The organism is Embleya australiensis, assembly GCF_051903075.1.
Lineage (GTDB): Bacteria > Actinomycetota > Actinomycetes > Streptomycetales > Streptomycetaceae > Embleya.
In genome coordinates this window covers 540,801-566,799 of sequence record NZ_CP182423.1, presented here as the reverse complement: position 1 = coordinate 566,799, position 25,999 = coordinate 540,801, and the positions used below count along the sequence as shown (strand labels likewise).

General features: G+C 70.8%; 14 protein-coding genes. 5 read left to right on the top strand and 9 right to left on the bottom strand.

The features are described 5' to 3' along the window. Positions 1-95 precede the first annotated feature (95 nt). Together ACMXN5_RS32785 and ACMXN5_RS32780 are read left to right on the top strand one after the other, a co-directional pair. On the top strand, positions 96-1,808 hold the full coding sequence (locus ACMXN5_RS32785; protein WP_439678523.1) for an FAD-binding oxidoreductase: 1,713 nt from the start codon (positions 96-98) through the stop codon (positions 1,806-1,808). Positions 1,809-1,935: 127 nt separating this feature from the next. Continuing rightward, a complete protein-coding gene (locus tag ACMXN5_RS32780) occupies positions 1,936-2,733 on the top strand; it encodes an alpha/beta fold hydrolase (protein ID WP_439678522.1) in 798 nt (265 codons plus the stop codon). Between the two features lie 158 nt (positions 2,734-2,891). Here the strand turns inward: ACMXN5_RS32780 and ACMXN5_RS32775 are convergent, their stop codons facing one another. The 9 genes from ACMXN5_RS32775 to ACMXN5_RS32735 form a co-directional block, all read right to left on the bottom strand. Then, on the bottom strand, positions 2,892-3,365 hold the full coding sequence (locus tag ACMXN5_RS32775; protein ID WP_439678521.1) for an ATP-binding protein: 474 nt from the start codon (positions 3,363-3,365) through the stop codon (positions 2,892-2,894). A gap of 220 nt (positions 3,366-3,585) precedes the next feature. Continuing rightward, a complete protein-coding gene (locus tag ACMXN5_RS32770) occupies positions 3,586-4,740 on the bottom strand; it encodes an acyl-CoA dehydrogenase family protein (RefSeq protein WP_439678520.1) in 1,155 nt (384 codons plus the stop codon). After that, entirely contained in the window at positions 4,737-5,528 is a 792-nt protein-coding gene (locus ACMXN5_RS32765) for an aspartate/glutamate racemase family protein (protein WP_439678519.1), read from the bottom strand. The genes ACMXN5_RS32770 and ACMXN5_RS32765 overlap by 4 nt, the downstream gene beginning before the upstream one ends. Before the next feature lies 1 nt (position 5,529). Further along, positions 5,530-7,989: a condensation domain-containing protein gene (locus ACMXN5_RS32760; RefSeq protein WP_439678518.1), complete on the bottom strand. Its 2,460-nt coding sequence runs from the start codon at positions 7,987-7,989 to the stop codon at positions 5,530-5,532. 1 nt (position 7,990) lies between these two features. Next, the gene (locus ACMXN5_RS32755; protein WP_439678517.1) at positions 7,991-9,823 is read right to left on the bottom strand and encodes a non-ribosomal peptide synthetase; all 1,833 of its coding nucleotides are present in this window, start codon (positions 9,821-9,823) and stop codon (positions 7,991-7,993) included. 26 nt (positions 9,824-9,849) lie between these two features. After that, entirely contained in the window at positions 9,850-11,709 is a 1,860-nt protein-coding gene (gene asnB, locus ACMXN5_RS32750) for an asparagine synthase (glutamine-hydrolyzing) (protein WP_439678516.1), read from the bottom strand. Between the two features lies 1 nt (position 11,710). Continuing rightward, complete coding sequence (locus ACMXN5_RS32745; RefSeq protein WP_439678515.1) at positions 11,711-15,592, bottom strand: non-ribosomal peptide synthetase; 3,882 nt, start codon at positions 15,590-15,592, stop codon at positions 11,711-11,713. Positions 15,593-15,626: 34 nt separating this feature from the next. Next, a complete protein-coding gene (locus ACMXN5_RS32740; protein WP_439678514.1) occupies positions 15,627-22,013 on the bottom strand; it encodes an amino acid adenylation domain-containing protein in 6,387 nt (2,128 codons plus the stop codon). An 83-nt stretch (positions 22,014-22,096) separates the two neighbouring features. Further along, positions 22,097-23,122 carry an amidinotransferase gene (locus ACMXN5_RS32735; RefSeq protein WP_439678513.1) on the bottom strand — a complete coding sequence of 342 codons (1,026 nt, stop codon included), beginning with the start codon at positions 23,120-23,122 and terminating at the stop codon, positions 22,097-22,099. A gap of 428 nt (positions 23,123-23,550) precedes the next feature. On the opposite strand from ACMXN5_RS32735, the gene ACMXN5_RS32730 reads away from it, so the two are divergent. From ACMXN5_RS32730 to ACMXN5_RS32720, 3 genes are read left to right on the top strand one after another with little or no spacing between them, the layout of a single operon-like run. Then, on the top strand, positions 23,551-24,498 hold the full coding sequence (locus tag ACMXN5_RS32730; RefSeq protein WP_439678512.1) for a methyltransferase domain-containing protein: 948 nt from the start codon (positions 23,551-23,553) through the stop codon (positions 24,496-24,498). Between the two features lie 59 nt (positions 24,499-24,557). Beyond that, positions 24,558-25,037: a VOC family protein gene (locus tag ACMXN5_RS32725; protein WP_439678511.1), complete on the top strand. Its 480-nt coding sequence runs from the start codon at positions 24,558-24,560 to the stop codon at positions 25,035-25,037. Continuing rightward, entirely contained in the window at positions 25,034-25,999 is a 966-nt protein-coding gene (locus ACMXN5_RS32720; protein ID WP_439678510.1) for a hypothetical protein, read from the top strand. The genes ACMXN5_RS32725 and ACMXN5_RS32720 overlap by 4 nt, the downstream gene beginning before the upstream one ends.

Genomic DNA, 25,999 nt, shown 5'->3' with positions numbered 1-25,999 from the left:
GTCCCCGTCCTTCCGGGTGCGGGAGGATCGCCGTATGGGGCGCCGGAGGGCGGGAGTTCGGTCGGCGCCGCGGGTCCGGACAGAGGGAGATCGTGATGAATCCACCCGATCCGAAGCCCTACTCGATCGATCGTCGAGGGTTGCTCGCCGGCGCCGCCGGTGCGTTGGCCGCGAGCGGACTGGCCGGCGCGCTCGGCCCCGAAGCCGCCGCCGCGCCCACCGATCCGACGCCCGAGGCGCCGGCGGCCCCGGCGCCGCCCGAGACTCCCGCGCCGCCACAGGCAGCCGCACCGCCGGAGGCCACCGCGTTCGGGCCCGTGACGGTGCGGCCGAACGACGCTCGCTACGGCGCGTTGGTACGCGGCAACAACTTCCGGTTCGTGGGTCGTCCGAGCGAGATCCGGGTGCTCGGCTCGACCGAGCAGGTGGTGCGCGCCGTCTCCGACGCGGTACGCACCGGTCGGCGCATCGCGGTTCGCAGCGGCGGCCACTGCTTCGAGGACTTCACCGCGGACCCGGCCGTAAGGATGTTGCTCGACCTGTCACCGATGGACGCGGTCGGATACGACGCCGGACGCGGCGCGTTCGCGGTGCAGCCCGGGGCCACGCTCGGACACGTGTACCGGACCCTGGCCAAGGGCTGGGGTGTGACCATCCCGGCCGGCGGATGCCCCGAGGTGGGCGCCGGTGGCCATTTCGTCGGCGGCGGATACGGGCCGCTGTCGCGCCGCTACGGCTCGGTGGTGGACCATCTGTACGGCGTGGAAGTGGTCGTGGTCGGCCGGGACGGCACCGCGCGGGCGGTGGTCGCGACCCGCGAGGAGGGTGACCCCCATCGCGACCTGTGGTGGGCACACACCGGGGCGGGCGGCGGCAACTTCGGTGTGGTCACCCGGTATTGGCTGCGCTCGCCGGATGCCGTGGGCCACGATCCGTCCCACGTGCTGCCGCCCGCGCCGCGCGACATGTTGGAATACCTGGTCGTGTGGGCATGGAACCACCGGATGACCGCGCACGTGTTCACGTCCCTTCTGCGCAACTTCGGCCGCTGGCACGAGCGTTGGAGCGCACCGGACTCGCCGTACGCCGGCCTGTACGCGATCATGCTGCCCCGACACCGCAAGGCCGCGTCCTTCGAGATGATCGTGCAGATCGACGCGGACATCCCGAACGCGGCCGCGATGGTGGCCGACTTCGTGACGGCGGTCCGCGGCGACACCGACGTGGAACCGATCGTGAACCAGGGACTGACCATGCCCTGGATGCACCTCACCACCTGGCCCGGCCTGGGCGAACCCGGCGACGTGTTCACCCGTCGGTACAAGCTCAAGGCCGGCTATCTGCGCCGCTCCCTCACCGATACCCAACTCGACACCGTCCACCGCTACCTGACCGACGACACCGGCACCGAGCACGGCGGCATGCTGCTCATCGGCTACGGCGGCCGGGTCGGCGCGGTGGCCCCGGACGCCACCGCGATCGCCCAACGCGGCGCGATCATGAAGGCGGTCTACCAGACGCTCTGGCTGAGCGAGGACGACGACGCCGACAATCTGGCCTGGGTCCGCGCCTTCTACCGCGACGTCTACGCCGACACCGGCGGCGCCCCGGTGCCCGGCGAGGTCAGCGACGGCACCTACATCAACTACCCCGACAACGACCTGGCAGATCCGGCCCGGAACACCTCCGGCGTCCCCTGGTACACCCTCTATTACGGGGCCAACTATCCGCGCCTGCAACGCGTCAAGGCCAAGTGGGACCCCCGGGACGTCTTTCGTCACACCCTGTCGATCCGCCCGCCGAGCTGACGGTCGGATTCCGGGCCGGGCTCACCAGGGACGTACCCGGGGCATGCGGCCGCACCTCGTCGACCTCGCGTCGCTTCTGCTCCCGGCGTGAGCTTCGTTGTCGGTGACCCCAGGCATGCTGTTCCCCATGACACTACGGATATCGGGCGAGATCCCCGCCGAACCGTCGAGATCCTGTCTGGACGTGGACGGGAGGAGCTTGTCGTTCCTCGACTTCGGCGGGTCGGGGCGTGTCCTCCTCGCCCTGCACGGCCACTTCGACGAAGGCCGCACGTTCACCCGCCTGGCCGAGGAGTTGACGCCCGACTGGCGGGTGATCGCACTGGATCAGCGAGGGCACGGTTTCTCGGACCGTACGGCCGACTACTCCCGTGCAGGGTACGTCGACGATGCGGTGAGGTTGCTGGACCACCTCGGCGTCGGCCGGGCCGTCGTGCTCGGCCATTCACTGGGCGGGGTCAACGCCTACCAGCTCGCCGCTCGCGAGCCGCACCGCGTCGAGGCCTTGATCATCGAGGACATCGGGGTCGAACTGGATCACGACCTCTCGTTCGCTCTCGCCTGGCCGCGTCGGGCGGCGACTCGATCCGGTCTGATCGAAGGGCTCGGTGACTCGGCTCGCTACCTCACGGGTGCCGTGCGTGAGTTCCCCGACGGGTGGGGCCTGGCGTTCAGCCCGGAGGACATGGTCCGCTCCGGGCGCCAACAGGTCGGCGACTATTGGAGCCAATGGCTGGCCACCGATTGTCCGGCCCTGCTCATCCACGGCACCAAAAGCGACATCCTCGGATCCGTGGAGGCCAAGGCGATGGCGCAACGCCGCCCCGGAACACGGTTGGCCGAGCTCCCGACCGGCCACACCGTACATGCGACCGACCCAGCCGGGTTCATCGACGTCGTCCGCGAATTCTTGGAGTCGCTGTGATCCGGGTCGCCTACGGGCACCCGAAGCATCGGGGCGTGGATCTCAGGCGGATCCGGGCCGGCCCGGGGATCAACGCGGACGGGCCCGCGGAGCCGGGTTCGCGAGGGCTCCTGGTCGTCACCGTCGGCGGGCAGCGGTCCCGGGGCGGGTGTGGTCCGTCACGGTGGGCGGCCTGCGGGGTCTCCCGCGGGGTCGTCGGCCAAGGCGATGGTGGCGGTGATGCGTTTGCCGACGGGTTCGCGGCAGGCGGTGAAGCCCCGGGCGACGGCCAGGACGATCTCGAGTCCGTGTTGGCCGACCCTGCCCGGGTCGGCGGCGCGGGCGATCGGCAGCGTGGGATCGCCGTCCCACACCGTGACGTCGATCGTGCCGTCCGATGCCTCCAGGGTCAGCGTGCACGGGCCGGGGGCGTGTCTGCGGGCGTTGGTCACCAGTTCGCTGACGACGAGTTGCACCACGCCCATGACGCGGTTCGAGACGGGAAGGCCGTGCACGGCCTGCAGGTCGGTCAGGAAGTCGCGGGTCAGAGCGCGGGCGGCGGCAATCTCCTCGCCGCCCTCGAACATCGCGGTGACCATGACGGGGGCCCCGACCGGCACCCGCCGGTCCCCTTCGTCGACGACCCGAACCATGACGGCCCACCCCGCATCCCCCGTCGCGTGCATCCGAAGAGATCATGTATGCCCTCGAATCCTCACTCCATGCCTGCCCGGCCCACGGCGGAATGAAGATGTGATCGGAGCCCGGGGAGCGGGTTCCTCGCGCCCCGAGTCGTCGGCGCCGGCGTCCACTGCGCCGGGGTCGGGCCGCGCGGACGTCCGTCGCCATGCCCGGGCCTGCTCGGCGGTGGGGTCAGGACAGGCCGAGGTGCCTGGCGATCATCATCTGTTGTACCTCGGTGGTGCCTTCGCCGATTTCCAGGATCTTGGCGTCGCGGTAGAAGCGGCCCACGGGGCTGTCGTTCATCACGCCGGAGCCACCGAAGATCTGGGTCGCGTCCCTGGCGTTGTCCATCGCCGCCCTGGAGGAGACCAGCTTGGCCATCGCCGCCTCCTTCGAGAAGGACTCGCCGCGCAGCATCGAGGCCGCAGCCGAGTAGTAGGCCAGGCGTGCGGAGTGGGCGCGCGTCTCCATGTCGGCGATCTTGAACTGGATCGACTGGTACGCGCCGATGCGCTGCCCGAACGCCGTCCGCTCCTGGGCATGGCGCACACACTCGTCCACGCAGCCCTGGGCCATCCCCGCTCCGACGGCCGAGATCGCGATCCTGCTCTCGTCCAGCACCGACATGAACTGCGCGATGCCCAGGCCGCGTTCGCCGAGCAGGTGCTCGGCCGGCACCCGGCAGTCGGCGAAACCGAGTTCGTGGGTGTCCGAGGCGCACCAGCCCACCTTGGAGTACGACGGCGCCACCGTGAAGCCCGGTGTGCCCGACGGCACGACGAGCGCGGAGATCTCCTTGGCGCCGTCGGCGCGGGTACCGGTCACCGCCGTTACCGTGACCAGGCTGGTGATGTCGGTGCCGGAGTTGGTGATGAACGCCTTGCTGCCGTTGATCACCCATTCGTCGCCGTCGAGTTCCGCCTTGGTGCGGGCCGCCGCCGTGTCGGTCCCGCCGCCGGGTTCGGTGAGCCCGAAGCCGGCGATCCGCTCGCCGGTGCACAGGGCGGGGAGCCAGCGTTCCTTCTGTGCCGCGGTGCCGAACCGATGGATGGGGATCGCGCCGAGCGTCACGCCCGCGGACAGTGCGACGGCCACCGAGCAGTCCACTCTGGCCAGTTCCTCGATGGCCAGACACAGGGTGAACACGTCCCCGCCCATGCCGCCGTAGCGTTCCTCGAAGGGCAGTCCGAACAAGCCCATGCGGCCCATGGCGGCGACCAGTTCGTAGGGAAACTCCTCGCGTCGGTAGATATCGGCGATCACCGGAGCCACCTTGGCGCGGGCGAAGTCGGCGACCGTCTCGCGCAGCAGCCGGCGTTCCTTCGACAGGCGTGAGCGTGTCATCGTGCTCCTTCGGGGGGATCGGACGTGGACCCGGAGCCGGACCCGGCGACCGCCCGTCGGGCCGTCGACGAGAGCAGGCCCGGTACCGGTCCGCGGTGGGGGTACAGGGCGTGCGCGCAGGCCGACGCCAGCGCGTCGACGCTGGACACCTGGAATTCCGCCGGCAGCCCGCTGTGCGCGTAGGCGAGCGGGAGTTCGGTACAGGCGCTGATCACCGGCAGGCACCGAATGCGCAGCAGCTCGTGGACCGCCGAACCCAGGGTCGCGCCGGCAGCCGGCAGCCGGTTCGCCTTCACCAGCACGGTGGCGGCGTGGATGCGCTGCTGGAGCGCCTCGTCGGGGAGCAGGAGTCGGTATCCCCGGTGCCGCGCATAGCGCTGATAGATGCCGCCGGCGACGGTACCCGCGGTGGCCGTCAACCAGGCCCCGTCGGGACTGGCGACCTCGGCGGCCCGCACGCTCGCCTCCACGATGTGCACCAGGGGCACCGGCAGTCGGCTGCGGAATCGGTCGATGTAGACGTGCGCGGTGTTGCAGGGCACCGCGAGCAGCTCCGCGCCCCAGCCGGCAAGGGTGAACAGCGCCTGCCGGATCGGCAGGAGCGGTGCGTCGTCGCCCCTGAGCAGCGCGGCGGTCCGGTCCGGGATGCCCGGCTCGGACAGCATCAGGATCCGGGGGTGCTCCTGGTCGCCGCCGGCCGCGACGCGCACGGCCAGCAGCCGCAGGAACTCCGCCGTCGCCGCCGGTCCCATCCCACCGAGCACACCGAGGGTGCGTGAGCGCGCCACCTCAGCCGGCCTGCTCCCCGATCAGCCGCCGCGCGACGCGCTCGGGGATGTGGGCCGCCGCCAGCCGCGTGCCCACGGAGGCGGGACACCACCAGGTGAGCACAAGCTCGCCGGCGTCGACGACACCGGTGATCGTCGCATCGGTGTCGCCCGGGTGCCCCGGCCCGGCGAAGTCCCGCCACACCGTGTCGCGCAGCGTCCAGGCCACCCCCGACGGAAGCAGCGCGGCGGCCGGATCGCCGAAGTGTTCGTAGCGCACCCTGGCCGGCTCGGCCGCTCCCGCGGCCCGTACGACGCTCGCTCCCCGCACGAGCGGGGTCACCACCCAGCGGTCCGCTTCGGCCAGCGGACCGATCACCCGTGCCGCGGGCCTGCGCGTGGTGTGATCGAGGACGTCCGCGACCAGTCGCCCGCCGCCGAACTCCTCGACCAGCACGTGCGCGATCGCAGCGGCGACGTCACGGGCCGTCGCCGCGCGCACCGGACAGCGCGCTTCGAGCGGCTCCTCGGCGATCGGCTCGGGTGCGGGCGAACCCGGGAGGACACAGGCGGCCCCGGCGACCTCCGGGCCCGCCTCGTCCTCGACGCCGGCGGGCTCGGCCGGGTGGTCCAGGAACGACGCGGCAGGCGGCAACCGGACGTCCGAGCCCGCCTGGAGCTGTCCCAGCCCCAAGGCCAGGTCCGCCAACAGCACCCGCCAGGACTCGACATCCGCGGCCAGTTCGTGCACCACGATCAACAGACCCGCCGGCCGGGTGCCCCGGTCGACCACCGCGGCCCGCAGCAGCGGACCCCGATCGACGTGCAGCCGGGCCCGCATCCGGTCGGTGAGCCGACGCAACACCTGCCCCTGCGCGCCCGGGTCCTGGCCGGTGAGGTCCACCCGCGAGACGTGGACCGCACCGCCGAGGCCGCCCCGGGACTGCCGCCAGCCCTGATCCCCGTGGCCGAACCGCAGCCGCAACGCCTCGTGGTGCAACAGCAGTTGCAGCCACACCCGCTTCAGGTCGGTGACCGGGAAACCGGACTCCGAGGTCAGGAACAGGGCTCGGGCCCGGTGCGCCGCCCGGACCGGATCCCGATCGAGAATCCGACGCTGTACCGGACGGACCGCGACCGAGCGATCGGAATCCGCGTCCGCGGTGACGCCCCCGCCCCGCGAGCCCGGGGCCTTCGGGCGGTGCATCCCGCGCAGAGCCCACTGATCCACGGCGCCCGCGACCCTGGGGATCTCCGCCACCCGCACCCACTGCGCCGGTACCAGTGCGGGCGGCAGGGCATCGGCCACCGCGGCCGCGAGCCGGTCGCCCGACGCGCTCGGGTCGGCGACGTAGTAGACCGCCAGCCGGGCGCCCGTCCGGTCGGCGTCGGCCGGGTCCGGATAGCCGATCCTGGCCAGCATCCGTTTCACCTGCGCGGTCTCCACCGGAGGGCGCAGCTCCGCGTCCGCCTCGGCGACGTCCAGGTGCCCGAGCCGTACCTCCCAGCGGGTCGGCGCCTCGTAGTTGTGGAAACCGCGCTCCGCGGCGTGAACGTAGGTGCCCACATCGTTGATCATGCAGTTCGAGCTGCAGAACCCGGTATCGGTGGGCTGCGCCCAGAACGACGAGCGCTCGCGCAGGAAGGTTCGCACGTCCTCCTTGGTCACCGCCGAGTAGCGGAAGTAGTCGACGACCTGGACCGCGTTCACCGCGGCGGCGTCGACCGTGCCCGCGGCCCGGTGGTACACCTCCCGGCCCAGCCGCAGCTTCTCCTCGATCTCGGTCACGTCGAAGATGCCCCGCTCGTGGAACCAGGACAGCCGCTCGTCCATGATCTGGCCGCGGGAGAGCCCGGTGACCACCGTGGGGATGTCGCGCCGGTGCGCGAGTTCGGTGCTCAGGTCCAGGAGGGAGCGGAAGCACCCGTTGCATACGCTCTTGTGCTCCTGGAGCGAGTTCAGGAAGATCCGCTTCTGGTCGGCGTGGGTGGCGGTGACGTGTTCGATGCCCAGTTCGGCGGTGACGGTCTCGACGTTGCGCAGCGCGGTCCGCGAGATGAACCCGTTGTCGAAGGTGAAGGTCATCACCCGCAGACCCAGTTCCACGAGCTGGTAGAGCACATACGTGCTGTCCTTGCCGCCACTGAACAGCAGCAGGCAGTCGTAGTCCGAGCCGCGCCCCCGCGCGGCCTCGCGCAGGCGCGGTGCCAGCTCCCGCGGGTCACGGAAGTAGGCGTGCATCGCCGATCGATGGGCGGCGTAGCGCGCGCACAGCGAACAGACCCCGTCCGGGTCGAAGCGCAGTCCCGGGTACGCCGCGCTGATCCCGCACCGGACACAGGCGCGGGCGCCGGCCGCCGCGGGGTCGGCCTCGTTGAACACGACGGCGCAGTCGAGGACGCCGTCCTGGTCCAACACGGCCGTCCGCACCCGGCGTTCGACGGAATCGGCCTGCTCGGCGTCCAGTGGCTGGTCGGTCATGTCAGCTCCCGAAGAGGTCGTCGTCGGCGTCGTCGTCGGCGAGCAGCAAGCGCTCGACCAGGTTCGACAGGCCCTCGATCGTCTGGTTCGCCAGGAAGTCCGCCAGCGGGACGGACACCCCGAACTCCTCGGTCAGTCGCGCCAGTACCGAGATCACGGCCAGCGAGGTGCCCACGTCGAAGAACCGGGTGTGCACGTCGTCGACCGGGGCCGGCAGCGTACGCGCCCAGATCCCGGCGATCGTGCGTTCGGTGGCGGTGCGCGGTGCGACGGCGTCCGGGTCGGGTCGGGCGGGGGGCCGCACGGGCACGGTGAGCGCCTTGCGGTCGATCTTGCCGCTGATGGTGCGCGGGATGAGCTCCAGCGGCACGATCACCGCCGGGACCGCGCCGTCCGGCAGGTGCTCGCGCAGATGCTCGCCCAGCCGGGAGCGAAGCTCCTCGGGATCCGTTCCGGAGCCGGTCTCGACGAACGCGCACAGGTACGGCGGGGCGTCGTCCGGCTCGACCGACACGACGGCCGCCTCGGCGACCGACGGGTCCTCGCGCAGGAGTTGCTCCACCCCGTCCAGCTCCACCCGCACGCCGCCGACCTTGACCTGTCGGTCCCTGCGGCCGAGGAAGTCGAGCGTGCCGTCGGGTAGCAGGCGGGCGAAGTCCCCGGTCCGGTAGACGACTTCGTCGCCGCCCGGCCGGGTGGGGTCGGCGATGAAGGCGCGTTCGGTCTCCTGCGGCCTGCGGTGATACCCGAGGCTGCGGTAGGCCGTACGCAGGTAGATCTCGCCGACCCGCCCCGGCGGTACCTCCCGGCCGCGTTCGTCGAGCAGCAGGACGACGGTGTCGGGCATCGGGCGCCCGATCGGGACGGACCTGCCCCGGGCATCGGCGGCGGTGACGAAGTGGAAGGTCTTCGTCATGGTGGTTTCCGAGGGCCCGTAGAGGTTCAGCAGCCGGATCCGCTCGCCGAAGCGGTCGAACCAGCCGGCGGCGTCGGCGGGCAGCACGCGCTCGCCGGACAGGGCCACGCACTTCAGCGCCTCGAACCCCGGCCGGACCGCGTCGATCGCGCCCGCCAGGGCGCGAAGGACCGAGGGCACGCAGTGGATCAGATCGATCCGTTCCCGGTCCAGCCACCGGCACAGGGCGACCGGGTCGAGCCGGACGTCCTCGGGCGGCACGCATACCGTCGCGCCCACGCTCAACGGCAGGAGCAGGTCGCGCAGCACGGCGTCGAACGCGGGCGAGATCAGCTGGCCCACCCGCCATTGGGGACCGGCGCCGAGCAGCTCCGCCTCCCAGCGGATGTAGTGGTCCACCGCGCTCAGCCGGCCGAGAATCCCCTTGGGCCGGCCGGTGGAGCCGGAGGTGAAGAACAGGTAGCAGGGGTCGTCCGGCGCCGGCACGTGGGGCGGGTAGTCGTTCCCGGGTCGGTCCTTGACCGTGCCGAGATCGACCAGGCCGGCCCGGTCGCACGTGTCGCGCACGTCCTCCGCGAGGTCGCCGTCGTCGGCGCCGACGACCAGGAGATCAGGGTCCGCCTCGCGCAGCATCCGGCCCAGCCGATCCGGCCGGGTGCCCACATCGAGGGGGACCACCACACCGCCCAGCCGCAGGACGGCGAGCAGGGCCGCGGTCAGCTCGGCCCGGTCGCCGGCGAGGACCGCGACGACGGAGCCGGCCCGGGCTCCGCACCGGTACAGCTCGGCCGTGACGGCGTCGACGCGTTGATCCAGTTCGCGATAGCGCAGCGAGCCGTGCGCGGTCTGTACGGCCACTCGGTCGGGGAAGCGGTCGATCGCGCGGGCGACAAGCGACTGGATCGGTTCGAACGCCATTGCGGTTTCCTTTGCTCGACCCGCGTTCACACGTGACCGGGAAGGTTGAAGGTGTCCAGCAGAATTCCGAACGTCAGGACGACGAGCAACAGATCGTCGTCCAGGTGCGGATGCAGGTCGAAGCCCGCGTCCAGGCTGCGCGAGCGCAACCGCTCCACGACCGCCGGATCGAAATAGCCCTGCCGGGCGATGCGCGCCGGGGACAGCAGGTCGTCGACCCATTCGACGTTGCGCCGGAGCAGCCGAGGGCTCGCGGGCGCGCGGAACCCGTACTTCTCCCGGCGGATGATCTCCGGCGGCACCAGTGCCTCCGCGGCCTGTTTCAGCACGAGCTTCTCGCCCCGCGCGCCCACCTTGAGCCGGTTGGGAACCTGGGTGGCGAAATCGAGCACGGCGCGGTCGAGGAACGGGTAGCGGGCCTCCACGGAATTGGCCAGGGCCATCCGGTCCCCGTGGTCGGTCAACAGGTGGTCCGACAGCCGCAGGGTGAAGTCCAGATAGGAGCGCTGACTGAGCCGCGGCCTGCCCACCAGGCGCTCGTGGTCGACGACCGGGTGGTGCAGACAGTCGAACTCCTCGAAGGCGGCCCGGGCCTGCTCGGAGTAGAGCTCGAACTTCGCGTCCCGCCACGCGTGGTACCGGCGCTCGTAGAAGAGCTCCGGGTCGCCCCACAGCCGGGCGCGAAGGTCGTCCTCGAAGGCGTCCTCCAGCGGGTCGCCCGACACCGCCGGGCCGCGCCCACCCGCGTCGAACCGGTACCCGGGATACCCGCCGAAGAGTTCGTCGGCCCCCTCGCCGGTCAGGATCGCCTTGACGCCGTGTTCTCGCGCGAGCGCCGACAGCACCAGCGAGCAGGTGTTGTAGGTCTCCTTCACCGGGCACTCGGCATGGCGCACCATGCGCTGGAGTTCGGCGACGGTGTCCTGCTCCGTGAAGACCGCCTCGTGGTGCACGGACCCCACCTTGGTCGCCATCAGGCGCTGATACCCGGACTCGTCGATGGCCGCGTCGGGGAAGGTGATGGAGAAGGAGTGGGCGGGGGGCCCCGATTGCGACGCCAGCGCGCCGATCAGCGAGGAGTCGAGGCCGCCGCTGAGATAGAAACCGACCTCGACGTCGGCCCGCATCCGGAGCCGAACGGCCCGGGTGAGCAGTTCACGCAGGTGTTCCGGGTAGAACTCGTCGGGCCGGTGCGCGACGTCGTCGCGGGGGTAGTCCAGGGCCCAGTAGCACCGGTCGGTGACGACACCGTCCCGCACGATCAGGTAGTGGCCGTTGCGCACGCTCTCGATGCCGCGGAACATGGTCCGCGGACTCACCAGCCCGGGGAAGGTGAGGACCTGGTCCAGACCGGTGAGGTCCACGTCGCGCGGTACGCCGGGGTGTTCCAGGATCGACTTGATCTCCGATCCGAAGACGAAGTGCCCGCCGGTGTCCGTGTAGTACAGGGGAGCGATCCCGGCGTGGTCGCGCGCGAGGAAGAGCTGTCGCCTGCGCCGGTCGTGGATCGCGAACGCGAACTGCCCGTTGAGTCGCGCCAACAGCTCGGGCCCCTCGTCCTCGTAGAGGTGCAGGATCACCTCGACGTCGCAGGACGACCCGAATCGGTGGCCCCGGGCGAGCAACAGGGCGCGCAGCTCGACGTGGTTGAAGATCTCGCCGTTGCACACCATCGTGACGCTGCCGTCCTCGTTGGACATCGGCTGCCCGCCGCCGGCGAGGTCGACCAGACTCAGCCGGCGGCAGGCCAGCGCCACACCGTCCTGGATCAGGGCGCCCGCCGCGTCCGGGCCGCGGTGCGTCAACGTATCGCTCATCCGCTCCAGTACCTCGGCCGTCGTCGGTCGAGCGTTGTTCAGGACCATGGACCCGGTGATGCCGCACATGTCAGATCCGCTCCTTGACCGCCGGCGACAGGGGCATCGTCGATCGCAACGCCCGGGCGAGGACCGGTCCGATCACGCGCAGCGCCGCGGGGCGCATCATCCGCAGGTGCTCGCTGTCCACCGGCACCACCGCGATGTCCCCGCCGATGCAGGACCGCCACCGTTGCCCGACCCGCGTTGCCCGGCCGCCGGGCGCGGCCTCGAAGAGCAGCAGCGAGCCGTCGAAGAACTCCGGGACGATCCCCGGATCCCGCAGGAGGCGGATGTTGTTGCCGGTGGCCCGCAGCAGCGCGGCCACCGACTCCTCGTCCAGGGCCGCCATCGCCTCCCCACCGTCGAAGGCCACCAGCCGGACGTCGGAGGGCTCTTCGGTGTCGCGATCGGTACCGACGCCCGCCGGCCAGGCGTCGATGGCGGCGAGCAGAGCGACCGCATGCCCCGACGCGCGCAGTCGGACCGCGACGGCATGGGCCGCGGCTCCACCGAAGGACCAACCGGCAAGCAGGTACGGCCCGTTCGGTTGGATGTCGACGATCCGCGCGCAGTAGTCCCGGACGAGCTCGGGGAAACTGCCGGCCAGGGCGGTGGAGCCGTCGAGGCCGCGCGCCTGGAGGGCGTACACCGGGTGTCGGGCCGGAATGTACGGCAGCAGGCCCGCGTAACTCCAGCCCAGGCCACTCCCCGGATGGATGCACCACAGCGGCCGACCCGTTCCGCCGCGTAGGCGGATCAGCGGGCCGAGCAGGTCCGCCGTCGCGGGCCGGTCCCGGAGCAGCTGCGCCACGGTGGGTCGCACGAACAACTGCTTCAGGGTCAGTTCCAGCCCCAGGGCCTCCTTGGCCCGGGTGAGCAACCGCGGCATGAGCAGCGAGTGCCCGCCCAACTCGAAGAATCCGTCGTCGATGCCGACCGTGTCGACGCCGATCACCTCGGCGAACACCTGGCACAGCGACGCCTCCGCCGGGGTGCGCGGCGCCCGCCGGTCACCGACCGGTGCGTCGGTCTCCGGCGGCGGAAGAGCGGCGCGGTCGAGCTTGCCGTGTGGCGTGACCGGCAGTTGGGCAAGGACCACGACGGCCGAGGGGACCATCGGTGCGGGCAGCGCGTCGGCGAGGGCCGCCCGGACGGCTGCCGGGCTCACGCTCGCGTCCGGACCGGTCGGGACGACATACCCGATCAGGCGTCTGTCGTCGGAAGAACGCTCGTGGACCACGACCGCGCACCGGGAGATGCCGGGCAGGGCCAGCAGCGCGGCCTCCACTTCGCCCGGCTCGATGCGGTGGCCGCGCAATTTGATCTGGTGGTCCGCCCGCCCGACGTATTCGAGTTCGCCGTCGGAGCGCAGGCGAACCAGATCACCGGTGCGATACATCCGGGTACCGGCCCGGCCGAACGGATCCGCCACGAAACGCTCGGCCGTCAGCGCGAACCGGTCCAGATAGCCTCGCGCGAGGGCCGGACCCGCCACGTACAGTTCGCCCGCGACGCCGCTCGGCACCGGGCGCAGCCGCTCGTCCAGGACGTACAAGCTCAGGCCGTCGTGGGGGCGGCCGATGGGAACCGGTCCGGGCGGTGTGGGCTCGCCCGGGTCGAGCCGGAACCGGGCACAGTCGACGGTCGCCTCGGTGGGGCCGTAGACGTTGTGGACCACGACGTCCGGGTGTTGCTCCCGCCACCTGGCCAGCGACTCCCCGCGCAACGCCTCACCGCCGATCAGCAGGCATCGGGTCGGCGACGGATCCACCGGCATCGCCGCCATCAGGTCGAGATGGCTCGGCGTGACGTCCAAGAGGGAGTGGCGGAGCGGGCCGGTGTGAGGCCCCGCCAACTCGTCCAACCGCGCGTGCCCGCCGCTCACCAGCGGGGTGTACAGGGCGGTCACCGTCAGGTCGAAGGACAGCGAGGTATGGACAAGGCTCGACCCGGCCGCGTCCGGATACGCCGCCCGTGCCTGTTCCAGATAGGCGGCCAGGGAACGGTGTTCCACCACCACGCCTTTGGGGCGGCCGGTGGAACCGGAGGTGTAGATCACATAGGCGGCGTTCGCCTCGTGCGGCACATCGGCCCGCGCACTGCGGGTCGGTCCCGTTTCGGGCGGCATATCCACCGCCTCGTGCTGCCGGGCGGCGATGTCCAGCACGGGGACGGTGCCCGCCCCGGCGGGGCCGGCCGTGCTCCCCGTGGTGATGAGCAGCGTGGGCGCCGAGTCCGTGAGCATGAAGGCGATCCGGGCGGCCGGGTAATCCGGATCCACGGGCAGGTACGCGGCGCCGGCCTTGAGCACGCCGAGCATGGCGACGACCGCGTCGATGGAGCGGGGCAGCAGCAGCGCCACGATGTCCTCGGCGCCGATACCCCGGCCGGTCAGCCATCGGGCCAGCCGGTCGGCCCTCGCGTTCAGTTCCCGGTAGGTCGTCCGTGCCTGTCCGGCAATCAGTGCCGTCGCCTCCGGAGTACGCGCCACCTGTGCCTCGAAGAGCCCGGGGAGCAACTGCTCCCGGGTTCGAGCCGGGGCCGGGCGGCACCCGCCGAGGAGGGCGCCGCGCTCACCGGGCCGGAGAATCTCCACGTCGCCGATGGAGCGGTCCGGGTCCGCAGCCATGGCCGCGAGCACCGACTCCAGCCGTTCGACCATGCGTTCGGCGGTGATCGAGTCGAACAGATCGCGGGCGAACTCCAGGCCGCCTTCCAGGCCGTCGGGGCTGCCGTCGTCGGTCTGTCGCTCCCGGAGATGGAGCGACAGGTCGACTTTCGAGTCCGGGTTGTCGATCTCTTCCTCGGTGGCCGGCAGGCCCGGGAGGTAGGGGAGGTTCGTGGTGCGGTCCTCCAGGACGAGCATGACCTGGAACAGCGGGTTCCACGCCGCCGAACGGGAGGGGGCGAGCACGTCGACGAGCCGTTCGAACGGCACGTCCTGATGTGCGTACGCCGCCAGGTCCGTCTCCCGTACCCGGGCCAGGAGTTGCCGGAAGGACGGATTACCGCCGGTGTCGGTGCGCAGCACCAGCGTGTTGACGCACATCCCCACCAGATCGTCCATCGCCTCGTCGGACCGGCCGGCGACGGCCGAACCGATGGGGATGTCGGTGCCGGCGCCCAGCCGGGTCAACAGGGCGGCGAGCCCGGCCTGCAACACCATGAAGAGACTGACCCGCTCCTTTCTGGCCAACTCGATCAGGGCCAGGTGCGTCCGGGCTGCGATCAGCATCGGGATCGTCTCGCCGCGATGGGAGGCCGCGGCCGGCCGCGGCCGGTCCACGGGCAGCGACAGATTCTCCGGGATGCCGGCCAAGGCGCCGCGCCAGTGGGCCAGTTGCTCGCTGATCAGACTGTTCGGATCAGCCTCGTCGCCGAGCAGTTCACGCTGCCACAGGGTGTAGTCGATGTACTGGACCGGCAGCGGATCCCAGCCCGGCGCCCGCCCCGCGCACCGCGCCCCATAGGCGGTCGCCAGGTCGCGCAGGAGTGGTTCTCGCGACCAGCCGTCCGCCGCTATGTGGTGCAGGAGGATCAGCAGGACGTGCTCGTCCGGTCCGAGCGAGAACAGGGTGAACCGCACGGGCGCTTCGGTGGTGAGGTCGAAGACGTGCGCTCCCGCGGCTCGAAGGACCGCGGGCAGTTCCGGCGGCCGAATTCGTTCGACCGCCAGGACGGGCCAGGTTGCGGGGTCCTCCAGGACCACCTGGCGGGGGGTGCCGTCGGACTCGGGAAAGATCGTGCGCAGGCTCTCGTGTCTGGCCAGGACATCGGTGAACGCGACCCGCAGCGCCGGCACGTCCGGCTCCCCGACGAGTCGGTACACCAACGGGATGCGGTAGCCCGTCCCGTCGTCCAGCTTGTTGAGGAACCAGATCCGGTGTTGCGCGTACGACAGCGGAATCATCAGCGGTACCCCAGGTGGGTGCGGTCCGAGTGGATCACGAGCCGTCGCTCCGTTCTTCGGCCGCGGGCCCCGGGCGGGGCATCCGCCGCAACGCCGGCCGGCGCGAACGTTTCGTGCCCTTGATCCGGGCGGCCAGCGCCGCCGGCGTCGGCGCCTCGAACACCGCGCCCACCTCGACGTCGATGCCCAGCACGGTTCTGATCCGGCTCGTCAGTCGGGTGGCCAGGAGCGAATGACCGCCGAAGTCGAAGAAGGAGTCGTCCGGTCCGACCCGCTCCAGTCGCAGTACGTCCGCGAACAGCGCGCACAGGGCCTCCTCTTCCGGCGTGGCCGGTGCCCGGGTCGAGGCGAACTGCGCGAAGTCCGGGGCGGGCAGCGCCCGGCGATGGACCTTGCCGCTCACGGTCAGCGGCAGGTCGGCCAGGACCAGCACCGCGGTGGGCACCAGGAAGTCCGGCACCGACTCGGCCACGAAGCGGCGCAGCGCGACCGGGTCCGGACGGGTGCCCGCGGCCGGCACGACGTAGGCGACCAGCCGCTTCTCTCCCGCCTGGTCCTCGCGCACGACGACCGCGACCCGGTCGACGTCCGGGTGCCGGGCGAGCACCACCTCCACCTCTCCGGGCTCGATCCGAAACCCGCGCACCTTGACCTGATCGTCGACGCGGCCCACATAGTCCAACCGGCCGTCGCCGGACCAGCGCACCAGGTCGCCGGTGCGGTACATGCGCTCGCCGGGGCCGTCGAAGGGGTTCGGCACGAACCGGTCGGCGGTCAGGCCGGGACGATTCCAGTACCCGCGGGCCAGGGCCGCGCCGGCGATGTACAACTCACCGGTCACCCCCGGCGGAACCGGCCGCAGGGTCCGATCCAGCACGTACATCCGGGTGTTCCAGATCGGCGTGCCCAACGGCGCGGTCGAGGACTGCCAGCGCGTCAGGTCCGCCGGCAGCGAGAAGGCGGTCACCAGATGCGTCTCGGTGGGGCCGTAGAGATTGTGCAGCCGCACCTTCGGCCGCGCGGACAGGAACTCCCGGACCCCGGGGGTCAGTCGCAGCACCTCGCCGCCCTGTCCGATGTCGCGCAGTGCCGGCAGCGCCAACCCCTGGGCCAGGGCCGCCTCGCACACCGCCTCCACCATCACGTTCGGCGCGCAGAACTGCTCCACCTCGTGCTTGTCCAGCCATCTGGTGAACGCCGCCGGGTCGCGCCGGACCTCGTCGTCGGGGACGACCAGGTGCCTGCCGGAGGTGAGGGTCTCGATGATCTCCCAGGCCGAGACGTCGAAGCTGATCGCCGCGAACTGCGCCACCGGGCCGCCGATGCCCGTCCGCTCCCGCCGGACCCACCGGGCGTGCGCCTGCACCAGGTTCACCATCGCGCCCGTACCCATGGTGACGCCCTTGGGCCTGCCGGTCGAGCCGGACGTGTGGATTACATACGCTGGGTGCAGCGCCGACAACGGCCCGGTCCGTTCGTCGTCGCGCAGGTCGGCGGCCGACTCGGCGGCCGCCGCGGCGCCGGTCCGCGGCTCGTCCAGGAGCAGGCGCGGGACGCCGGGCGGCAGTTCCGCACTCGTGCGCACGGTGGTCAGCAGCAGGGCCGGCCGGACGTCGTCGAGGAGGAAGGCGATCCGCTCGGGCGGATACTGCGGATCCAGCGGCAGGTACGCCGCACCCGCCTTGAGCACCGCCCACACCGCCGCCACCAGATCGAGCGAGCGCGGCACGGCCAGGGCGACCACGGATTCGGGCCCCACTCCGGCGGCCACCAGCAGCCTCGCCAGCCGGTTCACCCGGGCGTTGAACTCGCGGTACGTCATGCTCCCGTCCGGCGCGGTGACCGCCGTGCGCTCGGGGCCCTGCTCGACCCGGGACTCGAACAGGGCCGGCAGCGTGGTCTCGACGACCGGGTGATCCGTGTCGTTCCAGTCCCGCACCACCCGCTCGCGCTCGCCGGGCGCCCACGGTTCGAACGCGCCGATCCGGCGGGTGGGCTCGCTCACCACCTGTGCGAGCAGGCGCCGCAGCCGGTCCGCGATGGACAACGCCGTGCTCCGGTCGAACAGGTCGGTGCCGAAGAGCAGGGCGCCGCTCAGTCCGGTGGGGCCCTGCGACCCGGCGGACTCGTCGTCGAACTCCACCACCAGGTCGAACGGGGACATGCCGGTCCACACCGACTCGGGGTGCACCTCGATGCCGGGCAATACCAGTTCGCCAGGGCGGGTGTTGCGCAGCACGAGCGCCACCTGGAACAGGGGATGCCGGGCGAGGGAACGCTCCACCGCCAGGTCGCCGACCAGCAGTTCGAAGGGGACGTCCTGGTGGGCGTAGGCGTCCAGGCAGGTTTCCCGCACCCGGGCGAGCAACTCGGTGAAGGTCGGATCTCCCGACAGGTCCGTACGCACCACGAGGGTGTTGGTGAAGAACCCCACCAGTTCCTCCAGCGCGTCGTCCAGACGTCCGGCCACCGGCGCACCGATGGGGACGTCGTCGCCGGCTCCGAGCTTGGACAGCAGCACGGCCAGCACGGCCTGGAGCACCATGAACGTGCTCGCGTCGTGCGCCCGGGCCAGGTTCACCAGCCCCAGGTGCACGTGCGCCGGGATCTCCAGCGGAACCGAGTCGCCCGTGTAGGAGGGCAGGGCGGGCCTGGGCCGGTCCGACGGGAGGCTGATCTCCTGCGGCAGCTCGGCCAGGGCCCGCCGCCAGTAGGCCAGTTGTCCGGCGTGGACACTGTCCGGATCCGCCGCCGAGCCGAGCCGGTCCCGCTGCCACAGGGTGTAGTCGGCGTACTGGACCGGGAGCGGCGCCCAGCCGGGTTCCCGTCCGGCGGCGCGCTCGGTGTATGCCCGGCCCAGATCGGCCAACAGCGGACGCAACGACCAGGCGTCGCCGGCGATGTGGTGCATCACCAGCAACAGGACGTGTTCCCTGGGCGACAGGGCGACCAACCGGGCGCGCAGCGGGATCTCCGACTCCAGGTCGAACGCCCGCCGGGTGGCCCGGGCCAGGTCCTGTGCCAGGTCGGCCGGGTCGATCGGCACCACGGGCAGGTCGAGGTCGACCGAGTCGGCGGGGAGCACGTGCTGATACGGATGGCCGTCGTCGGCCGGGAACACGGTGCGCAATACCTCGTGCCGGCCCACCAGGTCGCGCAGCGCGGCGCGCAGGGCGGCGACGTCCAAGGCACCGAGCAGACGCAGCCCCATGCCCTCGTTGTACGTGGCGATCGGCCCCTGGAATTGTCGAAGGAACCACAGTCGGGACTGGGCGAACGACAGCGGGATCCGGTCGGGCCGCACCGCCGGGACCAGTGCGGGCCGGGCCGGGCCGGCCGTGCCGAGGCGGGCGGCCAGCGCCGCGACGGTCGGTGCCTCGTATACGGTCCGAATACCCGTCTCCCGGCCCAGCACGGTCCGGATCCGGGTGAGCAGGCGCGTCGCCGACAGGGAGTGGCCGCCCAGCGCGAAGAAGCTGTCGTCGACGCCGACCGAGGTCAGGCCCAGCACCTCGGCGAAGATCGCGCACAGCGCCTTCTCCGCGGGTGTCCCGGGCTCGCGTCCGCCGCTCGGGGCCTGGCGGGAAGGCGCGGGAAGGGCGCGCTCGTCCACCTTCCCCGCGGTGGTCAACGGCAGCGCGTCCAGCACGACGAAGGCGGCGGGCACCATGTAGTCGGGCAGGAAGCCGGCCATCTGCGCACGGATCGCGGCGATGTCCGGCCGCGCTCCCGCCGCGGGCACCAGGTAGCCGACCAGGCGCTTGTCGGTGCCGGGGTCCTCGCGCACCACGGCGATCGCGGCGGCGACGCCGGCGCACCGGGCCAGGGCGGCCTGCACCTCGCCCGGCTCGATCCGGAAGCCCCGGATCTTGACCTGGCGGTCCGCCCGCCCGACGAAGTCCAGATCGCCGTCCCACGTCCAGCGCACCAGGTCCCCGGTGCGGTACATCCGCGATCCGGGCGCACCGAAGGGGTTCGGGACGAAGCGCTCGGCGGTCAGGCCGGGGCGCCGCAGATAGCCCCGGGCCAGGCCGGGTCCGGCGACGTAGAGCTCGCCGACGGCGCCCGGGGGCAGCAGGTGCAGACCGGCGTCCAGCACGTACGCCGTGGCGTGGGTGACCGGTGGGCCGATCGGCGGCGATCGGCCGTCGGAGGGCGCGACACACAGTTTCTGCGCGGCGTCGACGGTGGTCTCGGTGGGTCCGTATCCGTTCCAGAACTCTCGTCCGTCCGCGGCCCACTGGTCCACGAGCGTTGCCGGCACGCGCTCGCCACCGGCGGACACCGTACGCAGCGTGGGCAGTTCGTCGGGCCGCAGCAGATGCATCAGGGCCGGGGACAGATGCGCGACGGTGACCCGGTGGGCGGCCATCAGCCGTTGCAGGGCTTCGACGTCGAGCCGTTGGTCGTCGTCGGCCAGCACGATCCGCGCCCCGGCGGCCAGGGAGGCCCACAGTTCGAGCATGGAACCGTCGAAGGTGAAGGCGTACGCCGCCAGGACACGGTCCTGCTCGCCCACGCCGTACGCCTGGACGGCGTGCGTCACGTACCGGGCGATCGACCGGTGTTCGATCACCACCCCCTTGGGACGTCCGGTCGACCCCGAGGTGTAGATCACGTACGCCGGATGCGCCGGGAGGAGGTCGGGGGCGGGTGCGTCGCGTGACTCGGCGAGGGGCGTCCGGTCGGCGGCGCCGGTGACCTCGTCCACCACCAGACACCGTGGCCCGGTCCAGTCGGGTGGAAGTCCCCGCGCCAGGTCCGCCGTCGTCACCACCAGAGCCGGTCGCGCGTCGTCGAGCATGTACGCGATGCGCTCCGGCGGGTACCCGGGATCGATCGGCACGTAGGCGCCTCCGGCGGTGAGTGTGGCCAGGAAGGCCACCACGCCCGCCGGGGAGCGGGGCAGCAGTACGGCCACGAACCGCTCGGGTCCGACGCTCCGCTCGGTGAGCACGCGAGCCAGCCGCCCAGCCCGGGCCCGGAGTTCGGCATACGTCAAGGAGGTGTCCCCGTACACCAGCGCGGTCCGCTCCGGGGTGCGCAGGGTCTGCTCGGCGAGCAGCTCGGACAGGGTGCGCGGGGGGAGCGGTGCGGACGGCGGGTTCCACCGGGTCAGGAGCAGTCGTCGAACGGCGGCCGGCAGCACGTCGATTCGGCCCACCGGGGTGTTGCCCGGCGTGTCGAGGACGCGGTCGAGCGCTTCGTCGAGCAGGCGCGTGCAGCCGGCATGCGTGCGCTCGTCGAACCGGTCGGGATCGGTGTCGACGGCCAGTTGCAGGCTGCCGTCGCGCGAGATGTCCCACAGGTTCAGGGAGATCTCCTCGAAGGGCCCGGTGGCGAGGTTGTGGGCGACGAAGGGCCGGCCGGCGAGGGTGACTCGGTAGTCGAACGGCATGACGTTCAAGGAGACCGCCCAGGGCGCCTCCCCCGGGGCGAGGCCGAGGTCGTGGCGGATGTCCTCGTAGCGGTATCGCTGGTGGCGCATCGCCTCCAGGACCTGGACAACGCTTCGGTCGACCAGGTCCGCCAGGGTCGTCTCGGGACGCACCGACAGGCGGATGGGGACCACATTGGCCACGACTCCGGGAATCGTCTGCTCGATGCCGGGGCCGCGGCCGGGTACGGCGAAGCCGATGACCACGTCCGTCTCGCCCGTGGCCCGGGCGGCGAAGAGCGCGGTGGCCGCGACCGCGAGGCCGGCCAGGTTGGTTCCGAAGCCGCGGCAGGCGGACCGGAGTCGGTCGGCTGCCGCGGGGTCCAGGTTCCTCGTCTCGCGCCGGCGCGCGCGGGCCGGTCCCTGCACCGCCCCGCCGGCCAGGGACACCGGGCGGGGCCGGTCCGCCAGCAGGTCGAGCCAGTACCGCCGGTCCTCGTCGAACGCGGGGGAGGCGCGGTACGCCGCATCGGCGTCGACGAGGGCCTGCACGGACTCGATGGGTTCGCCATCGGCCGAGCCGCCCTCGAACAGGGCGGTGTAGAGCTCGGCGACGCGGGCGACCACCAGGGGAAAGCCGAATCCGTCGTTCACGATGTGGTGGCAGCCCTGGTACCAGTGGAAACGCCGATCGTGCAGCTTGAAGAGCGCGAACGTGACGAGCGGCCCGCGTTCGAGGTCGCGCGGGCGGGCCAGATCGGCGTTCATCCACTCCAGCGCGGACCGGTGCGGGTCCCGGTCCGCGCTCACGTCGACGACGTGCAGGCGATGTTCGAGGTCCGGGTCGACCTCCTGGCGGAGCCCGTCCTCGTCCTCGAAGAATCTCAGCCGCAGGGTCTCCGCCTCGGACACGGTTTGCCGCAACGCCTCCTCGAACAGGCCGATGTCGAGGGAGCCGTCGATGTCGAGATACTCGCCCTCGTTGAGGATCGGGCTCTCGGGGTCGAATCGATGGGCATACCACAGGCCTCGCTGCCCTGCCATGAGCTCGATACGTCCGGCGCTGCGGTCCGACATCTCACACTCCAGATCGAGACGACGCTTGGCGAGGTGCTCCCTGCGGTGGGTCAGCCGGGGTGGTCGAGATAGGAGTCGAGTCCGCCGCTGCGTCGCACGTCGAGGGTGGCGCAGTGGAAGGAGCCACCGAAACTGTTGAAGTTGCGGAAGCTGCACGGAATGGGGGTGAAGCCCCACTCCTTCATCGCGGAGATCATCGGCTCGTCGTCGCGTTCGACCACGACGCGGTTCTCGTCCAGCATCAGGACGTTCATGTTGATCCACTTGCTGGTCAGATAGAGCGGGTGACTGTCGGGAATCACCGGCCGGGGGGCGCGCATCACGTCCCAGCCCTTGAAGATCGCGGGTACCTTCGACACTCGCTCGGGGTGCACGAGCAACTTCCCGGGAGCCAGCGGGGCCAGCGTGGCGTCGATGTGCATGGGGTGCGTGTCGTCGAACTCGAGGACGTGGATCCGGTATCGGTCACCGAGATGGCGGCGCAGCCAGTCGATGCCGAACTCGTTCGTGACGTTGCTCTTCTGCGCGACGATGTCGCGCCCGAGCCGCAGGAAGTCGGCCGCGTCGAAGGTCGGCTCGAACTCGGTCACGATCAGCCGGGTCGGCATCCCCTCGGCCGGCTCGGTCCAGGTCAAGTCGTATTGTTCGTCGGTGAGTTCGGGCTTGGGTCCGGCGCTCCACCGGGCGCCGGACCGGAAGTACTCCTTCAGGAGCGGCCGGTAGGCGAGGGTTTCGTAGTACCGGGAGCGCCAGGCCATCGGGCACTCGATGACGTCCTCGCCCACCACCAGGAGGCAGTCGCGCGGCATGGCCGCGTACAGACCGGTGCTGGTCCAGTCGCGCGTGGCGTAGGGCGTGCGCTGCGCGACCGGCTCGGGGCGTCGGACCGTCACCCCCTCGGCTTCGAGGATGTGCACGAACTCGTCGAGTTCCTTGCGGGCCGCGGCGATCAGCTCCGCGGGAAACGGTTGCCCACCACGGCGGCGGAAGGTCTCGTGCTGGTGCGCCGGAATGACCGGTTCCAGTGACGCGTGCCACGGGGGAAACGTGGCGTCGTCGACTATCCCGACAATCACTTCTTCGAGTGGGTCCCACTCGGTATATGACGAGACGGAAGAATTTCGCGATAAGGGTATGTCTGCTGACGAATCGGACAACGTGAACTCCAGTCACTCTGCCGCATTCCGGTCCGACGGTCGCGCCAAGCCCTGTCCAGGGAGGCCGCAAGGCACGCGGGGTGACATGAATTCAAGCCGCCGTCCCGGCGTGCCGAGTGGTCGGCGGCCCTGGTCGTCCAGGTGGGTCATGGTGAACCTGCCGTCGGTGCGGTCGCCCTGTCAACACGGCGCCGATGTGACGCACGTCACTTGCGTTATCCGATCGTGATCATGGATATTAAATGTCGCCTGTCGTAAATTTTTGTTTCTCACCATTTTGCGTGAGAGGGGTGGATGTGACGCCGGGGGACAGCGAAAGAGCGATAATCCACATATACAATTCTGCGGTGGCGGCTTCGGCCATCGGTGCCGCCTGGGAACTCGGTATGTTTGACGAGTTACACACGCAGGGAATGCTCGACGTGCAGAGTTTCGCGGCCGAACGAGGACTCGACACCGTTTCCGTTCTCGCCCTCTTTCGGGCACTGTCGGCGGTCGAGATCGTCGAGCGCGAAGATTTCAAGATATTACCGGGCGTCCACTTCTCCGAGGCATACCGAAACAAATCGTTCTTTCACTGGCTCACCAGGGGGAGTGCCGATCTGTTCCGGCGGGCGCCCGAGGTCGTGCGCACCGAGAACCGGGTGGGAAATTTCTGCCCGCGCGACAGCGCCGCCATCGCCTTCGCGTGCCGGGAGATCAGCACGTTCTGCTACGACCCCTGGTTCTGGCAGACGGTGCAGGGACTGGACTTCGACTTTCACGTCGTCGCCGACCTGGGCTGCGGCAGCGGCGAGCGGCTCATGCAACTCCTCGACCGCCATCCGGGTACCCGGGCCGTGGGCATCGACATCGCCCAGCCGGCCGTACGCATGGCAACCGCCGCGGCGGCGGCGGCCGGCCTTGCCGACCGGACGACGTTCGTGCAGGCCGACGTGCTGACGATGGCCCCGGTTCCGGCGTTCGAAGAGGTCGAACTCCTGACCTGTTTCATGATGGGGCACGACTTCTGGCCCCGGCAAAGGTGCATCGAAAACCTTCGGCGGCTGCGCACCCTGTTCCCGCGGGCGCGCAGATTCCTGCTGGGTGACGCCACCCGCAGCGAGGGAGTCGCCGACCGTGACCTGCCGATCTTCGCGCTGGGATTCGAGGTCGCGCACGACATGATGGGCACCTTCATTCCGACCGTGCGCGACTGGGAATCCGTTTTCGAGGAAGGCGGTTGGCGGCTCAGGAGTAAGAATTCGATCGACATCGCCGTCGGCGAGGTCATCTTCGAACTCGAAAGGCTCTGAGCCACGCAGGATGTCGGAGACGGGCCGACGCAGGCCGCCGGCCACCGGAGAGGATTCGTATGCCCGATCTCGAATCGGTGCCCGTCCTGCACCACATCGCGGTGCAGACGGACAACCTCGACAACTCGATTTCATGGTACGAGGACTTCTTCGGCGGCCGGCTGACCTGGGCGACGGACATATTCTCGGACCTGACCGTCTCCCGCCTGCCCGGCGTCGTGCGGATGGCCGAACTGGCCGTCGGGGCCGCGCACTTCCATCTCTTCGAACGCGGCACTCCCGCCGAGGGCCGGGCCGCGCCGGACGCACCTCGTTTCCAACACGTGTGCCTGAGCGTCGAAACGCCCGCCGAACTGCGTACCTGGCGCAGCCGTTGGTTGGAGCTCTCCGGTTCGCACCGCTACACATTCGCCGACCCGGAGCAACCCACCGAGATCGTGACCGACGCGCAGGGCACCCAAAGTTTCTACTGTCTCGACGTGAACGGCCTGGAATTCGAGTTCACCTGCATCGGGGGAGCAGTGGGGGAAAACGCATGAGGCGCCCGTCGGCCGTCGCCGCACTCTCCCTGCCCGGCACCAACGGCTGGGACTTCGGCGACTACCCCTACGGCCTGGAACCGCTGACGATGCCGGCGCCGAACAGCGCCGCGCCCGACGGCGGCAGTCGCGACGAAGCCGACCTCGACGACGCGTGCCTGGGCTTTCTGGCCCGCGCCGAGGAGGGCTTCGGGATCACCTTGCCCGTCGACGACAACCGCCTGGGGCAACTGTTCTGGTTTCGCTGGATCATCGGCCATCACGTCTCCTTCGTGATCTGGCGCCTGCTGGCGGACGAACTGTCGCGACTGTCCTCGAACCCGAAGGACCGCGAGGCCGCCTCGGTCGCCGTGACGGAATACGTGCGGGCGTACTGCGGGATGCTGCTGTACACGGGCTCGTGCAACAGCGCCATCTACAACGTGGACATCCGACCGAGCATGCATCGGCTGCACAGCACCTTCAGCGGTACCTGGGCGCCGGACTACCCGCCGGTACGAAGCCTGTTCCGAGGCCGGAAACTGCCGCCCGTGGTCGACTCCGAGCGGGAACGGCTGGTCCGACAGGTCGAGTTGAGCCACCGCATCCACCTGGGGGTCGCGGCCAAGCTGGTGGAAGGCGGCAGGTCGCTGCTCCAGCAGTCGGTCGCGCAACGCGACGCCAACCAGCCCCGCATGTGGGAGGGGATCTTCGACTGCTACTTCCTGACCCTGCGGGCGCCGACCACGCGGCAGGAGATCCTGGCGCAATTGTTGCGGCGCAACAAGGCCATCGTGATGGACCTCGCCACGAACGGCCTGTACCCGGGGTCGCCGGAGAGCCGGGACGAGACATTGGCGGAGATGCGACACCCCGACATCGTGGAGTGCGAGGAGGATCTGACCCCCTCGCTCTTTCGCGTCGCCGGTCTGGCCGCCGGCTTCTCCGCGGCCCGGGTGGCCAAGGAGATGACCGCCTCGTGA